We start from the raw sequence: 16,223 nt of genomic DNA, 5'->3' as shown, positions 1-16,223 counted from the left end.
TATAACCAGCATGATAGCAAGCGGCGACATACCTAAAACAATCTGCCGCTTTTCTTTACGCAACTAAGGATACGATGATGAGATTTGATAAATTTACGCAAAAGCTGCAAGCCGCACTGCAAGAAGCGCAAAGTCTAGCGCTGGGTCGTGACCATACGGGCATTGAGCCTGTACATATCTTGGCGGTCTTGCTACAAGACGAAGCCAATCTGTCCATTTGCCAACAGGCGGGCGGCTCGATTGCCGCACTCAAAAATGGCGTGGCAAAAGCGCTGGACAATCTGGCGGTGATTGGCGAGCCGACAGGTGAGGTCAATCTGTCACCCGCGTCAGCGAAAATCTTAAACCTCGCCGACCGTCAGGCACAAAAGGCGGGCGATGACTTTATCGCCACTGAGTGGGTACTGCTGACCCTAGCCGAGCAGGGCGATACCAAAAAACTGTTTGAAACGGCAGGGGTGAAAGCCGACCAGCTCAAAAATGTCATTGAACAGCTACGAGGTAACGATACGGTGAACAACCAAAATGCCGAAGACCAACGCGATGCGCTGAACAAATACACCATCAACCTCACCGAGCGCGCGGAGATGGGCAAGCTCGACCCTGTGATTGGGCGTGACGAAGAGATTCGCCGCACCATCCAAGTGCTGTCACGCCGCACCAAAAACAACCCGGTGCTGATTGGTGAGCCGGGTGTCGGTAAGACCGCGATTGTCGAAGGCTTGGCACAAAAAATCATCAATGGTGATGTGCCTGAAGGCTTGCGCCGCAAAGAAGTCTTGTCGCTTGATTTGGGCGCACTGATTGCGGGCGCAAAATATCGCGGCGAGTTTGAAGAGCGTCTAAAAGGCGTGCTGAGCGACCTTGCCAAACAAGAAGGTAACGTCATCTTGTTCATCGACGAGCTGCACACCATGGTCGGCGCGGGCAAGAGCGATGGCGCAATGGACGCGGGCAATATGCTAAAACCCGCCTTGGCACGCGGCGAGCTGCACTGTGTTGGCGCGACCACGCTGGATGAGTACCGTCAATATATTGAAAAAGACGCCGCCCTTGAGCGCCGTTTTCAAAAGGTATTGGTCGATGAGCCGACTGTTGAAGACACCATCGCGATTTTGCGCGGGCTAAAAGAGCGCTACGAGCTGCACCATGGCGTTGACATTCAAGACAGCGCCATCATTGCCGCAGCGCGTATGAGCCATCGCTATATCACTGACCGCAAATTGCCCGATAAGGCGATTGACTTGGTCGATGAGGCGGCGAGCCGTTTGCGTATGGAGATGGACAGCAAGCCTGAATCCCTTGGCAAATTGGACAGCCGCTTGATTCAGCTAAAAATGCAGCGCGAAGTGCTAAAGAACGAAGAAGACGCGGGTGCAAAAGCGGAACTCAAAGCGCTGAACATGCAGATTGACGAGCTGGAAAAAGAATACGCTGACCTGAATGAGATCTGGCAGTCAGAAAAGGCACTGGTCAAAGGCAGTCAGCAGCTCAAAGACGAGCTGGACAAAGCGCGTATCGCCTATGACAAGGCAAGCCGTGAAGGCGACTATGAAGCCATGTCGAAGTTGCAATACGAGACCATTCCGCAGCTGGAGCGCCGTATTCACGAGTCGGATTTGGCAGAACAAAAAGAGCAAACCAGCAGCGCGGGTGTCAAGCTGCTGCGTAACAAAGTGACGGACAATGAAATTGCCGAAGTCGTCAGCGCGGCAACGGGCATTCCTGTCACCAAGATGCTGCAAGGCGAGCGCGATAAGATGCTGGCGATGGAGTCGGTATTGCATGAGCGCGTGATTGGGCAAGACGAAGCGGTCAATGCGGTGGCGAACGCCGTGCGCCGTAGCCGTGCAGGACTGTCTGACCCGAACCGTCCGTCAGGCTCGTTCCTATTTTTAGGGCCAACAGGTGTGGGTAAAACCGAGCTGACCAAGTCGCTGGCGAACTTCTTATTCGATTCAGAAGATGCGCTGATTCGTATCGACATGAGCGAATATATGGAAAAACACAGCGTCAGCCGTTTGGTTGGTGCGCCTCCAGGCTACGTCGGCTATGAAGAGGGCGGCACTTTGACCGAAGCAGTACGCCGCAAGCCATACAGCGTGGTGCTGTTTGATGAGGTCGAAAAAGCGCATCCTGATGTGTTTAACATCTTGCTGCAAGTGCTGGACGATGGGCGCTTGACTGACTCACAAGGGCGTGTGGTGGACTTTAAAAATACCGTCATCATCATGACCAGTAATTTAGGCTCGCACCGCATCCAAGAGATGGCAGGCGAGGCGTATGAGGACATCAAAGGCGCGGTGATGGAGTCGGTAAACAGCCACTTTAGACCTGAGTTTATCAACCGTATCGACGAGATTGTGGTCTTCCACGCGCTCGGTCAAGCGCAAATGGCAGGCATTGCGGATATCCAAATCGACCGCTTGCGCCGCCGTCTGCAAGACCGTGAGCTGGACATCACCTTGAGCGATGCGGCGATGCATCAGCTGGTGTCGGTCGGCTACGACCCCGTCTATGGTGCGCGCCCGCTCAAACGCGCCATCCAGCAGGAGATTGAGAACCCGCTGTCGCTCAAGCTGTTGGCAGGCGACTTTGTGGCAGGCGACATCATCCAAGTCGATGTCGATAACGAAGATAGACTGAGCTTTAACAAGCTCAGAATGAGCTAATCGTCCTTGATCGCTTATTTTAAACTTATCACTTGTTGTCAAAGCAGCCCCTTATTCGTCATGAATAAGGGGCTTTTTCGTTACCGTTTATATACGTAGGCTACGACATCGTGCATGAAAGGGTGCAGGCAATAAGGCTATGATACGTAAAAGAAAAATACTTTATGGATAAGGGGCAGGATATGGCAACGCAAAAATTTCCTTTGGCAAGTATGACAGTAGGGGTAATGCTGTTCGGCGTTCTATCCTGCTCCAACAATACGCCCAGTGAAGCGAGTACCGCCAGTAGCGTGGCGAGCAGTACAGATGCGCAAAGCCGCGCAACCACCGATGCAGCAATGACGAATACCAACACCGCGACAGCCACAGACAGCAATAGCGACAACAGCACCAAAGCCAACGCGCAAACGAGTAGCGCGCAAGATACGGCACAAAAACCCGCCTTTACCACCAAAGCCATTGCTACCTTTGATGAGCCGTGGGCAATGACCGCCCTGCCTACTGACACTGACCCTGCGCCAAGGCTATTGGTCACTGAAAAAAGTGGCAACCTGTTCGTTGTGGATACCGCGACAGGGGTCAAGCATCGGGTGGCAGGCGTGCCTAAAGTCGCCTATGGTGGACAAGGGGGACTCGGCGATGTCACGCTCGCGCCAGACTTCGCCACCACCAATGCCATCTATTTAAGCTACGTGGAAAAAGATGCTAATGATGACAAATATGGCGCAGTAGTGATTAAAACGACGCTCAGCGACTTGGACACCACCTCTCCAAAGCTGACCAAAATCCGCCGCATCTGGCAGCAAGTGCCGAAAATCTCAGGACAAGGGCATTACAGTCATCGCCTCCTGTTTTCTCCTGATGGACAATACCTATACATCAGCTCAGGCGAGCGCCAAAAAAAGACCCCCGCACAAGATATGAACGCGAACTTGGGTAAAATTGTCCGTCTCAACCCTGATGGCAGTATTCCTGCGGACAATCCCTTTGTGAAAGCAGCAAGTAACGCGCAAGCAAACGCTGACAGTGCAAACAAAAACAAGAGTACAACGCCGCAATCAATAAGTGCCCAAATCTGGACGCTTGGGCACCGCAACGTCTTGGGCATGCAGTTTGATGACGCAGGGCGATTGTGGGCGCATGAGATGGGACCGCGTGGTGGTGATGAGTTTAACCTCATTGAAAAAGGCAACAACTACGGCTGGCCTGTGGTGTCCAATGGGCGCAATTATTCAGGTATTGATATTCCTGACCACAGTACGCGTCCTGATTTTACCGCGCCGCAGACTTCATGGACGCCTGTCATCTCGCCCGCTTCTATGAGTTTTTATCAAGCAGGTGCGCAAAAAGACTTCCCCGCATGGCAAAACAACATGCTCATCAGTGGACTGTCGTCCAAATCACTGGTGGTGGTCAGTATTCCAACCGATGAGAATGCACGAGATGCACAAGCAAAAGAGCGCTATCGCTACGATATGGGCGAGCGCATTCGCAGTGTACTGAGTGTCGATGGCATGGTCTGGGTGCTAGAAGACGGCTCTGATGGTCGGTTACTTCGTTTATTGCCTGAGTAAACGCACTGTAACTAACGTTGTTAAAGCTTTACAAGTCCTAAGCAAATTTGATAGTTCTGGGTTATCTTGTTATGGTGTCCCCCCGCATAATAGAGAGAAGCTATGGATCATGTCAAAGTTGGTCGCTTAGGACCATTTCCAAGAGTTAGCAAGCCTGTCTTTATTGTCTCAAGCATCGTCATCGTTGGTTTTATCATTTTCGGTGCGCTATTTACAGAGCAGGCAGGGACTTTATTTGACGCGTTACAGAATTTTATTACCCACAAGTTTGGCTGGTTGTTCGTCATCTTAGTCAACGTGGCGCTCGGTTTATGTATTTACCTGGCGATGAGTCGCTATGGTGATATCCGCTTAGGGGCGCAGACAGAAACCCCGCAGTACAGTTTGATATCTTGGATTGGGATGCTGTTTTCAGCAGGTATCGGTATTGGTCTCGTTTACTGGGGCACAGCCGAGCCGTTGTATCATTTTATGGCACCGCCCATGGGCGAGGCTGAAAGCATTGAATCTGCTAAGCAGGCCATGAGCATCTCCTTCATGCACTGGGGGCTACACGCTTGGGGTTTATACACCATCGTGGCATTGGCACTGGCGTATTTTCACTTTCGTCGTGGTTTGCCGTTATCAATTCGCTCAACTTTATATCCCCTGCTTGGTAAAAAGATTTACGGCGGCTGGGGGCATACGGTCGATATCTTGGCCGTGTTCGGTACGATGTTCGGCGTTGTGACCTCGCTGGGTCTGGGTGTGATGCAGATTAACTCAGGCTTGACCAATTTATTTGGCGTTCCTGATAGCCTCAATATCCAGTTTGCGCTGATTGCCTTTATTACCGCACTCGCCTCCATGTCTGTGATGATGGGCTTGGACAAAGGTATCAAGCGCTTAAGTGATATCAACATCGGTCTGACCGTAATTTTATTGCTGTTTATGCTGGTGCTTGGTCCGACGCTGTTTATTTTTGACAGCTTTTTAGAGAATATCGGCAACTATGTGACCTCGATTATCCCGCTCGGCACATGGGGTGAGGCGTATGGCGACAGCGATTGGCGCAGCGCATGGACGATATTTTACTGGGCATGGTGGGTCAGCTGGTCGCCATTCGTTGGTGTGTTCATCGCCCGTATCAGCCGTGGTCGTACCATCCGTGAGTTTATTTGGGGTGTGCTATTAATCCCAATGACCATTTTGTTCTTTTGGTTCACGACGTTCGGCGGTGTGGGCATCCACATGGAACTGCTCGGTGACCCTGGTCTGATAGCGGCGGTGCAAGAAGATACAGGCAGCGCGATATTTAAGCTGGTCGAATACTATCCGCTAGCGCAGCCGATTACGATGATGATTGTGGTCATGATTGTTCTGTGGTTTGTGACCTCGTCAGATTCGGCAAGTTTTGTCATTGATATGCTGACTGCGGGCGGCGATACCAATCCACCAAAAATTCAGCGCCTATTTTGGGCACTGACCGAAGGCGCAATTGCTGCTATTTTACTTGCGGCAGGGGGCTTGGCAGCACTACAGTCCGCCGCGATTATCGCAGGCTTGCCGTTCGCTTTGGTTATCTTTGTGATTATGTATGCCTTGCTGCGCGGCTTAGGTCGTGACCGATTGATACTGTATCGCAATCAGCAGCGCTATATTACCGATGAGTCTGCTGAGCACAACTCAGCCAATGAGTTTGTGGATGAGCATCTGCTTAAAGGTCCACCAAAGATTGTGAAAGGTGATTGATAATCTGTATTCATTCAAATAAAAAAAGCCCCAGTCCGAGAACTGGGGCTTTTTTTGTTGGGCATAACGTATTTGGCAAATGCTGCTCAAATAGCGTTATTTATTCTGCCTCGCCATCCGCTTTATTCAGCTGGATGTACTTTTCAAAGTTTTGCGCATAATCGGTAAGGTTGTCGCTCAGCATTTGACGATACTGCTTGACATAAAACTCGATGATGTCTTCTTTTTCTTTAGCAAAGTCATCGCCTTTAACAAAGCCGATAGACGCAACCGAAGCGCTGTAGCGTGCCGCGGCATACAGTAATGATGCGCCCACTTGACCTGAGTGCGCATCAGGACCAAGCTGATTGTTCGCCAAAGCAATGATGGCATCAGCACGCTGATAAAAAGCTTGCATTTCAGGGGTGATTTCAATGTTGCTGTTGTTGTCTTGAGACATAACATGCTCCTAAGCGATGATTATAGTCCAGCGTCTGCTCTTAAGAGATCGGCTTTGTCGGTTTTTTCCCATGTGAATTCAGTTTCAGAGCCGACACGTCCGAAATGCCCGAACGTGGCGGTCTTTTGATACATGGGCTGAAGGAGATTGAGCATACGCGTGATGCCGTAAGGACGCAAGTCAAAGTGCGTACGAATCAGGCGAATAATCTCGTCATTGCTGACTTTGCTCGTACCAAAGGTATTGACCGAGATTGAGGTGGGTTCAGCAACGCCGATAGCGTAGCTGACTTGCACTTCACAGCGCTCAGCAAGACCTGCGGCGACGATGTTTTTGGCGACATAACGCACGGCGTAGGCGGCACTGCGGTCAACCTTTGAAGGGTCTTTACCACTAAATGCCCCACCACCGTGACGTGCCATACCGCCGTAGGTATCAACGATGATTTTACGACCTGTCAAACCTGCATCGCCAACAGGACCGCCGATGACGAATTTGCCCGTTGGGTTGATGTGATAGCGGGTATCGGCGTGTAATAGGTTGGCAGGAATCACGTGTTTGATGATGGATTCCATGACCGCTTCTTGCAAGTCTTTTTGCGAGATGCTTGGGTCGTGCTGGGTTGAGAGTACCACAGCATCAATCGCGGCGGGTGCGTTGCCGTCGTATTTTAGGGTGACCTGTGCTTTGGCATCAGGACGTAACCATGGCAGCTCGCCTGAACGGCGCAGCTCAGATTGACGCTCCATCAAGCGATGCGCAAACTCAATCGGTGCAGGCATCAGGACGTCAGTTTCATTACTGGCATAGCCGAACATCAAGCCTTGGTCGCCTGCGCCTTGTTCTTCAGGCTTGCTGCGATCCACACCTTGGGCAATCTCAGGCGACTGCTTGCCAATCATATTAATCACCGCGCAGGTCTCGCCGTCAAAACCTAGGTCTGAGTGGTGATAACCGATGCCATTGACCGTGTCACGGACGATACGCTCGATGTCGATGTTGGCAGAGGTGGTAATCTCACCTGCCAAGATCACCGCCCCAGTTTTGACCAACGTCTCACAGGCCACGCGCGCGTGTAAATCTTCGCGCAAGATGGCATCAAGCAAGGCGTCAGAGATTTGGTCAGCCATTTTGTCAGGATGACCTTCGCTTACGGATTCAGAAGTAAATAGATTGTAGTCACGCATAGTGGAGTCGCTTAGTTGAATCAATAATGAGAAAAAACACACGATACAAAAACGCAGCGCCGATGGGCGACGCGGCAGGTCGGGACTTTGGTACGTTGTGTTCGTGGATACTGCAAGCGTAGGTGACTGGGGGCAATATGAGCGCGCCAGAGTCGGTGTGGCGCGGTGACCCAGACGACCTACTGTAATAGAAAAATAGGCTTATTCTACCTTGAAACGGGGCAAAACTCTAGTGAGCAACCTTTAGCTTACGCTAAGTAGGATTCAGCTCACGTGGTTTATTGGGTGGCAAAGTCGGCTTTGTCCTTGAACATACACTCCATATACACAGGACACGCGCCGCACTTGGGCGTTCGCGCTTGGCAAGTATAGCGCCCGTGCAGTATGAGGTAATGATGCGCGTCTAGCATGTACGCCTCAGGAATGCGCTCAACCAGCTTGTCTTCTACGATGCGTACGGTTTTGCCTGTGGCAAGTCCTGTACGATTGCCCACGCGAAAGATATGCGTATCGACCGCCATGGTGGGCTGCCCAAAGGCGGTATTTAGCACCACGTTTGCCGTCTTGCGTCCCACGCCCGCCAAGGACTCTAGGTCTTTGCGGTTATCAGGAACGATGCCGTCAAACTTATCAATCAAGTCGCGGCAGGTTTTGATGACGTTTTTGGCTTTGGTGTTGTATAAGCCAATGTTTTTAATATAATTTTTTAAGCCGTCTTCACCAAGCGCCAGTATCGCCTCAGGCGTGTTGGCAATAGGATACAGCTGGTCGGTGGCGATATTGACGCTGACGTCGGTCGCTTGCGCGGATAAAATCACGGCGATGAGCAGCTCAAAATTGCTGTGGTAATTAAGCTCGGTGACAGGCGCATCAATGGTCGCGGCCAGCTTTTCAAAAAACGGCGTCACTGCGCGATTGGGCATGCGGCGTGATGGCGGGGTCTCGGCGGTTTTGTGACGGACAGTTTTACTCATGGCATTGGGCTGTTTGGTTATTATTCATCATAAGGTATGTCAAAAATAGCATAAAAAACGGCGTGATAAATCAGCGTTTTTTTATGCAAGAAGGCTTTTAAAGTTGTCAGCGGCTTAAGTCACTTGTGCCAGCTCGTCTTGTAAGGCGGCAAGCTGCTGCGCCTTTTGTGGGTTGGCGCGCACGGCCAGCTGCTTTTCTAGCTTTTTAATTTGGCTGCGCAGTTTGGCCGCTTTAATAGTGCTGCGCGCATCCTCTTCGCTGATATCAATGCTTTGATTGGTGGCGTTATTGAGCTTTGCTTCTACCATACTGACCACAGGCTTGGTGTTGCTGCGGTCGCTGAGCTGCTCGGTGACGCGGCGCAGATGGGTATGATAGCGGGTGCGCAGCGCGTCTTCTTCGGCTTGGCGCGCCTCAAAAGAGAGGTCACGGCTGATGGGCACCAAGTCGATACAGTCCACAGGACAAGGCGCAAGGCACAGCTCGCAGCCTGTACAGAGGTCGGTCATGATGCTGTGCATGTGCTTGCCCGTGCCGATGATGGCATCGACTGGGCAGGCGGGGATGCACTTGGTGCAGCCGATGCACTCATCTTCACGAATGATGGCACGCACCTCGTGCGGACGACCCGTGTCCGTATCGACAGACCACTTGGAGGGCGCGGCGTCCAGTGTGGGCGCACGGTCTAGAACGCGGGCGATGGCATCGGTAACAGGCTGACCGCCCGGCACGCATTTATTGTGCACTTCGCCCTCGGTCACGATGGCGGCAGCATAAGGCAAGCAGCCGTCAGGATGCTCGCACAGACCGCATTGGGTCTGCGGCAGGCAATCATCGACCGCCGCAATCTGCTGCTGAATGGCGATTGGCAATGTCTGTAATGCAAGCGCATCAAACAAAATGGGCATGTCAATAAAGCGTACGGGCGCAGTCTCGGTGTCTGTGGTCTGACCATTAGGGTTGGCAGCGGCTACCATAAGTGTCTTTGTCCTATCGTTCGTGCAAGGGGCGGATATCAGATGTTGCGGCGGTTTTGGGTAACGGATGCTGATGCGTCAGAGCATCACGGCTGTACGCCAAAGGCCTGCGTGATTACGGCAAAGGGTAACACATCAGGCATCAAAACGCTCAAGTATAAAGTCAATAAACAGGCGCACGCGGTGCGGGATATGGTCTCGATGACGGTAGAGCATATGACAGACGCGCGGCTGATTGCGCCACTCAGGCAACACATGCACCATCTTGCCTGCCGCTATCAAGGGCTTGGCAATGTAGTCGGGCACCAGACCGATGCCCACGCCAGCAATGACCGCTTGCGTTAGGACGTCTAGGTCATTGACCCACATCCGTACATTGTCCGTATTGGCAAAGGCGCAGCGCTCGCCTGAGACGATATGCTCAAGCGGGCGCGGCAGTATCGGATACATCACCACTTTGGGCAGCGCTGCCAAGTCTTCAGGGGCGCGCAGATGGTCATTGATAAGCGTCGGCGCACTACAAATAATCATCTGAATGGGGTATAGTGCGCGCCCGACCCAGTCAGCATGGCTATGCTCGCCGACACGAAACGCCACGTCAATAGCGTCCTCTTCGATGTCTAAATGCCGATTGGACAGGCGCAAATCGAGCTGAATGTCAGGATAGGTGTGCAAAAAATCATTAAACAGAGGCGCAAGACTGCTTTGCGTCAAGTTAATCGGGGCGGTAACGCGAATCAAGCCCGAGGCTTGCTGCGTGTTTTGTTGCAGGCAGCCGACGGTACTTGAGAGCTGCTCAAACCAGCCTGTGCTCTTTTGATAATACAGCTGACCCTCATAAGTCAGCTGCACACGGTGCGCGTCTCGGTGCAGCAGGGTGACGTTCAGCTGATTTTCAAGATGTGCGATACGCCGACTGAGCGTTGATAGCGGCATATCCAAAGCGTGCGCCGCTTGGGTAAAGCTTGCATACTTAGCGACCATGCAAAAGCTGTATAAATCATCTAATGAGCAATTAAGTTTCATATATAAAAGGTATGATTTTATTTTTGCATATTTATATCATAAATAAAACCTATAGACTAGGTGGCATCTACGTTAAGAAAGGAGGGTACGATGTACTTCTCAGAGACTATCAAAGCCATCGTCCTACTGCTTATCTGCACGGCGTTTTGGGGCGCGACCTTTCCAATAGGCAAGCACGCGCTGACAGAAGTACATGCCTTGACCTTGATTTTATGGCGCTTTGGTTTGGCGGCAGTCTCTATCGGGTTGTATTTTCTGTGGCGGCGTACACCCATACCAAAGCTGAGCGCTCGGCAGTGGCTGGCGGCAATCACCGTATCGATGGTGGGTATCGGCGGGCTAAATATCTGCCTGTTTACAGGACTTGAGCTGACCAATCCCAACAATGGCGCACTGGTGATGGCGCTCAGTCCATTGATGACCTCGCTGATTGGCTGTGTTGATGATAAAAAACTGCCCACACGCGCCATGTGTGTCAGCCTTGCGGTCAGCTTGTTTGGGGTGCTATTGGTCTTGACCCAAGGCGACTTTGCGCGCTTATTGGCTTTTGAGTTTAACCGTGGGGACAAGTTGATTGTGCTCGGTATGTTGTTTTGGAGCTTATATACCCATTTTACTCAGTATATCAGCCGCTTTATGCCGATGGTGATGTACATCTTTATTGGCATGGTGTCGGCGGTCATCATGACGCTTGTGGTCTTAAACGTTACCCACAGCGCGCAGCCAATACAAGAAAGCCTCGCCATCAGCCCAAGCGTACTGGCGGACTTATTGTTTATCGGTATTTTGGGGACGGTCGCGGGGTATTTTTTATGGATATCAGGGGTCAATCAGCTGGGCGCACCCAAAGCGGCGCTGTTTTTTAACTTTGTGCCTGTCTTTGCCGCTATCGTCTCGCTCGCCTATGGGCAGCACACCAGCGCCCTACAACTGATGGGCATGGCGGTGGTGATTGCAGGCTTGCTGTTGCCGCAGCTCTCGGCGCGTCGGCAAGCTGCTGCTGCAGAACCGTGCAAAATCTAAGTGAAAAACAAGCAATATAGACCAAAAATAAAAGCAGACGCCATCAGCCGCATTTAAGGGTGATGGCGCAAGTCGATACCCTGCTCAGCGGCGACTTGTTCAATCAAATCGCGCGCGATACTGCCAATTGGCGGTATCAGCGGCATATCGGCAACATCAAAAAACTTCGCCTCGGTCAGCTCTTCTTCCTCAATCACAATATCACCGCGAGCATACGTGGCGCGAAAGCCAAGCATGAGATTAGACGGAAACGGCCACGGCTGGCTGCTGACGTAGCGAATATTGGTTACTTCAATCGCCACTTCTTCGCCCACTTCACGCACCACTGCCTGCTCTAAGCTCTCACCAACCTCGACAAAACCTGCAATCAAGCCATAACGCTTGGGCTGGGTGCTTTGCCCGTAGCGGCGATGGTGCGCGAGCAAGATTTGCATCGCGCCTGTATCTGGGTTTGGGCGCGTGATGGCGGTAATGACACACGGCTGAATACGCGGATACTGATGCAGGTTGCAGCGGTCACAGACCATGGCGCGCTCGCCTGCTGGGTGCGCGTGTACGCCATGCCCGCAGCGGCTGCAAAACTGCGTCTCGGCTTGCCAGCGTAGCAGTTGCAAGGCTTGGTTCAAGCGTCCCACATCCACCGCGGACAACTGACTGATAAGCTGACGATAAGCAATAAAGGCACAATCGCCAATGTTCTGCGCGTCGTCCGCGGGCATTATCGCTGCGGGTAATAGCGCGTGCGCTGTCGCAAAGGCATGACTGATGGCCGCATCGGCAGTGAGGGTTTGTGCTTGATGCGTCGTATCATCAGGGGGATTGACAAGGTTATCCGCCGATAGCAGCACGCAGCCCAACTGCTCATAGCCACACGCCTGCATCGATGCGGGTAGGGTGGCAGTTACAGGTTGCCAGCCTGTCTCGGTCTGGCGGCACAATAAGGTATCGGCATCAAAAATCAGGGCAGCTGACATCATAATACATTTTCCAAAATCGGTATCTGTGCTTAATATCGTGCGCTAAGACAGACAAAAAAAGAAGCGACAGGCAACTTGACTCAGTCACCCATCGCTATAGATATGCGTGCGGCTATCGGCAATGTCAATGCATGGTGTCCAAAGCAGCTTTATGCCAATAGCAGTATGATACTTATGCAGCCAGCAAACGGCTTAAGCTGTTTTGGGCAATATTTAATGACTGATTGCCCACAGGACGGTTGTGCTCAAAGCTGTCTAAGCGGTAGTCCACCGACATGATGATATCGGCGATGTGGCTTAAGCTCGCATCATCCAGCGCTTGCTCGCTTGCCAGGCGCGTGTCCAAATACGTTGCCAATTGGCTGAACATAGTCGCTGAAACAGGCAAGTTCAAAAAGCGCACCGCCCCTGACACTTGACGCAGCATTTCAGGAATGTTGGCGATATTAAACACTTCGCGGTTGCTATCGGCCAAGTAATCACAGATGGCTTGCTCGGCACTGGCGATGGCGGTGCGGCTCTCTTGAATCAAGGTCTCATGCGCGGTGTTTAGCTGATGCAGTGAGATGTTTTGGTTATTCAGTGGTAGGTTCGCTGTTCCTGGCGTGTGTAAGCGCGCCATCGCGATGGTCGCGTTTTCAGCGCTCATCAGCGCAAGCAGCAGCATGTCAAAGTCTTCAGGCGTCGGCGTCTGCCACGTCATCACCGCATCGGCAGCCGCTTGCAAGGCGCTGGCGGTAGAGCCAAGTCCCAGCAGCTGTAGCGTTGATTTTAGCAAAGTCAGCTCATCAGATATCTGCTGGGCTTGGGTTTCAGGCGCGTGGATAGACTCGCCGCGCGCGTACTCGTCCACTTTGTCTTTGATGTCGCTGATTTGGTTTTGAATCAAATCGTTGAGCGTATCGGTGATTTGGCGATTGGGACCAAATAAAAAGCTGCGCATCTTATCGCGCTGCTCAGTTTCTAGCTGGTTGTGCGAGTACTGCTCACGAATCGCGCCTGCCAATGGGTTTTGACGTTGACACGCCAGCGTCACCAAGTCAGCAAAGCGTGCGTCCATCACAGGCAAGTAGCTGCGGAACTGCTGCTCAAGATAAATCAGGGTGTGCTTTTGCATGCTGCTTAGCGGCATGATTTCTTCGATATTCATCACGGCAGCGGCGGCGGCTTGCCAAAAAAGGCTGCTGGTCTGCGCGGCAATCGCCATACAGGCGGCGCTCATTGCCTTGAGGCGCTGCTGGTCGGTATCGCTCAAGTCCTTACCGTCTGATGTCAGTGCCACAAACAGACCACTGCGATAAGCGTGGCTTAACAGCTCGCGGTCGACATTCAGCTCGCCCAAATCTTGGAAGTTCTGCTCAGGGTTGGCAATCACCACACTGCTGCTGCCAAATTCTGCAAAAAAATCCGCATCCATTGGCGGCTGATCGGTGGCTTTTTGCAAGGTATTGATGATAGGCAGCAATAAAGAAGGCTCAACCGTCTCGGTCAATAAGACAAACTCGATATAACGGTCAAGGGTCATGATGGCTTCGGATAAGTCCATAATCAGCGCGGTATCGGTATTGTCACCACTGTCATACAGCTTTTGTAAGCCGTTGGCAATCGCGGTGCTGAGTACCTGCGCACCTGCCAAGGAAATCAGCTGAAAGATGCGCGCAAGCTGCTTTAACACACTCGCCGAGTCAAGCAGCAAGGGCGCTTGTTCGCTGTCGTCATTAAACTCACTGAGGTGGGTCTCTGTATCTTTTAGGGTCACCACAATCTCATCACGCAATACGTGCAATGACGGCAGACCAAAGTTGGTGATACTCAAACTTGGGGTATGTAGAGTGATGGGTTCAAGTTGACTCATAGCGATTCTTCCATAAAATGCCAATCATAAAGTAAGTTTACAATAGCGAGGTCAAGATTTATTCGGATTTTTAGATAACATACAACATCTGCTATTCAAACGCTACCGACCACTGAGACATTGCGGCTTTTATTTCTGGATAATCATCAGAAAGTTTGGCAAACCAGTCTTGATGGGCGTGGGTATCTCGTGAGGAGCGTACCAGTTTGTCCGCGAGCGCGGCAAAGTGATGGTGACTGCTTTGTCCTTGCTCGCTCTGTGTGTCCTCTTCGATTGCGAGCGCCACCTGTCCGCCCGTCATGGCAAGGTAAACCTCGGCCAAAATCTCAGAATCAAGCAAAGCGCCGTGGAAAGTACGGTCTTGCTTGCCCACATTTAGGCGGCGCACCAGCGCATCTAGCGTGTTCTTTTGTCCAGGGTATTGCTGCTTGGCAAGCCATAGAGAGTCGGTGACTTGCACACTTGCAGCAAAGTCATGCAAACCGACCCTATCAAATTCCATCAATAAAAAGCTCATATCAAAGGGCGCATTGTGCGCGATGACCTCGGCGCCATACATAAAGTCGTATAGCGACTGCGCAACATCGGCAAACACAGGCTTGTCCGCCAAAAACGCCTCACTGATACCGTGAATGCGAATGACTTCTTCGTCCATGCCGCGCTCAGGATTGATATAGACGTGCAGCTTTTCGCCCGTAAAGCGGCGTCCGACCAGCTCCACGATACCCACCTCAATCACGCGGTCGCCTTTTTGTGCGTCCAATCCTGTGGTCTCGGTATCCATAATCAGCTGACGGTTGCTCTCGTGGCGATGCTTAGGATGCGGCAGTAAGGGCTTAAAGTGCGGGTTGGCACGGCTGGTGTCGCCATCAAAGGGCACGCTGTCGGTCTCATTGTCCATATCTGCTGTCACGGTCTTGGCAGTTACTGGCGTGTCCATCATAGATACCTCTGTGCTGGCAGGTTGGCTTGTGTGCATCGCGGCGCTGCTTTTGGCATCGTCCATGGGCATATCATCGATAAAGCTATCAGACATCATATTGAATCCTAAGGGGTCATTGGTCAACCAGTCATCGGCTGCGGGCGCGTCTACGGCATCAGTGTGTGGTTTTTTTTTAGCATCTGTAGCATCCGCGCTTGAGCCATGCACACCAAGATTGGCAAGGGCATCGGCCTTTTCGTTGCCCGCGTGCCCTGCGTGTCCTTTGACCCAATGCCAGCTGACATCGCGTTTGCTGCACAAATTGTCAAGCTGCTGCCACAGGTCTTGGTTGGCGACAGGTTTTTTACTGGCAGTTTTCCAGCCGCGTGCCTTCCAGCCTGCCACCCATTCGGTGATGCCTTTTTGTACATAGCTGGAGTCGGTCCAAATCTCTAAGGTGTGCGCTGCAGGGCTGTGCTCAATCGCCTGAATCGCGCCCATCAGCTCCATGCGGTTGTTGGTGGTTTTGGCTTCACCGCCATAGACATCTTGGGTGCTGCCATCGCTAAAGATTAAGTGCGCACCCCAGCCGCCTGCACCTGGATTGCCTTTACACGCGCCATCGGTGTAGGCAATGGTGGTCGCCGCTTTGGCGGCTAAGGGGTCAGTAAGCGATGTGGCAGAGGAGAGAACAGACATAAGACACCATACCCAAAGTAGCAAGACAAAGACATAAAGACCGCCGCATCTCATCGCGGCTGTCTGTCGGTCATCGATTATAACAAATCTGTTTGCCGATAGGGGGCAGCAACAAAAAACCGTGTCATATCAGCGCCGTGCTGGTCGGTTTTTTCTGCTAAAATAA

Annotated in this window: 12 protein-coding genes; 4 read left to right on the top strand and 8 right to left on the bottom strand. The window is 52.0% G+C overall.

Annotated features, from left to right (window positions below):
* Positions 1-77 precede the first annotated feature (77 nt).
* From clpB to JMW05_RS01965, 3 genes are all read left to right on the top strand, one after another.
* On the top strand, positions 78-2,672 hold the full coding sequence (gene clpB / locus JMW05_RS01975; RefSeq protein WP_201503744.1) for an ATP-dependent chaperone ClpB: 2,595 nt from the start codon (positions 78-80) through the stop codon (positions 2,670-2,672).
* 338 nt (positions 2,673-3,010) lie between these two features.
* Positions 3,011-4,246: a PQQ-dependent sugar dehydrogenase gene (locus JMW05_RS01970; RefSeq protein ID WP_406947465.1), complete on the top strand. Its 1,236-nt coding sequence runs from the start codon at positions 3,011-3,013 to the stop codon at positions 4,244-4,246.
* A 102-nt stretch (positions 4,247-4,348) separates the two neighbouring features.
* Positions 4,349-5,977, top strand: coding sequence for a BCCT family transporter (locus tag JMW05_RS01965; protein WP_201503743.1), 1,629 nt, complete (start codon positions 4,349-4,351; stop codon positions 5,975-5,977).
* Between the two features lie 100 nt (positions 5,978-6,077).
* Here the strand turns inward: JMW05_RS01965 and JMW05_RS01960 are convergent, their stop codons facing one another.
* The 5 genes from JMW05_RS01960 to JMW05_RS01940 all read right to left on the bottom strand — a co-directional run bounded on the left by JMW05_RS01960 (position 6,078) and on the right by JMW05_RS01940 (position 10,581).
* Positions 6,078-6,416 (bottom strand): DUF3144 domain-containing protein, encoded by a 339-nt coding sequence (locus JMW05_RS01960; protein ID WP_201503742.1) that lies wholly within the window; start codon positions 6,414-6,416, stop codon positions 6,078-6,080.
* Between the two features lie 20 nt (positions 6,417-6,436).
* Positions 6,437-7,603: a methionine adenosyltransferase gene (gene metK / locus JMW05_RS01955; RefSeq protein ID WP_201503741.1), complete on the bottom strand. Its 1,167-nt coding sequence runs from the start codon at positions 7,601-7,603 to the stop codon at positions 6,437-6,439.
* A 278-nt stretch (positions 7,604-7,881) separates the two neighbouring features.
* Positions 7,882-8,577, bottom strand: a complete 696-nt coding sequence (nth, locus tag JMW05_RS01950) for an endonuclease III (RefSeq protein ID WP_201503740.1) — start codon at positions 8,575-8,577, stop codon at positions 7,882-7,884.
* Positions 8,578-8,691: 114 nt separating this feature from the next.
* Positions 8,692-9,555: an RnfABCDGE type electron transport complex subunit B gene (locus tag JMW05_RS01945; RefSeq protein WP_201503739.1), complete on the bottom strand. Its 864-nt coding sequence runs from the start codon at positions 9,553-9,555 to the stop codon at positions 8,692-8,694.
* 135 nt (positions 9,556-9,690) lie between these two features.
* Positions 9,691-10,581 carry a LysR family transcriptional regulator gene (locus tag JMW05_RS01940; RefSeq protein WP_227691399.1) on the bottom strand — a complete coding sequence of 297 codons (891 nt, stop codon included), beginning with the start codon at positions 10,579-10,581 and terminating at the stop codon, positions 9,691-9,693.
* Positions 10,582-10,671: 90 nt separating this feature from the next.
* Between JMW05_RS01940 and JMW05_RS01935 the strand changes: the two genes are divergently transcribed.
* Positions 10,672-11,604, top strand: a complete 933-nt coding sequence (locus tag JMW05_RS01935) for a DMT family transporter (RefSeq protein WP_201503737.1) — start codon at positions 10,672-10,674, stop codon at positions 11,602-11,604.
* A gap of 53 nt (positions 11,605-11,657) precedes the next feature.
* Here JMW05_RS01935 and nudC read toward each other — a convergent pair whose 3' ends face one another.
* From nudC to dnaQ, 3 genes are all read right to left on the bottom strand, one after another.
* Positions 11,658-12,581, bottom strand: a complete 924-nt coding sequence (gene nudC, locus JMW05_RS01930) for an NAD(+) diphosphatase (protein ID WP_201503736.1) — start codon at positions 12,579-12,581, stop codon at positions 11,658-11,660.
* Positions 12,582-12,753: 172 nt separating this feature from the next.
* Complete coding sequence (locus JMW05_RS01925; RefSeq protein ID WP_201503735.1) at positions 12,754-14,436, bottom strand: hypothetical protein; 1,683 nt, start codon at positions 14,434-14,436, stop codon at positions 12,754-12,756.
* Between the two features lie 91 nt (positions 14,437-14,527).
* Positions 14,528-16,057, bottom strand: coding sequence for a DNA polymerase III subunit epsilon (gene dnaQ / locus JMW05_RS01920; RefSeq protein WP_201503734.1), 1,530 nt, complete (start codon positions 16,055-16,057; stop codon positions 14,528-14,530).
* Between the last annotated feature and the right edge of the window lie 166 nt (positions 16,058-16,223).

The organism is Psychrobacter aestuarii, assembly GCF_904846035.1.
GTDB lineage: Bacteria > Pseudomonadota > Gammaproteobacteria > Pseudomonadales > Moraxellaceae > Psychrobacter > Psychrobacter aestuarii.
Note: the sequence above shows the minus strand (reverse complement) of the source record. Positions and strands in the feature narration are given on the sequence as shown.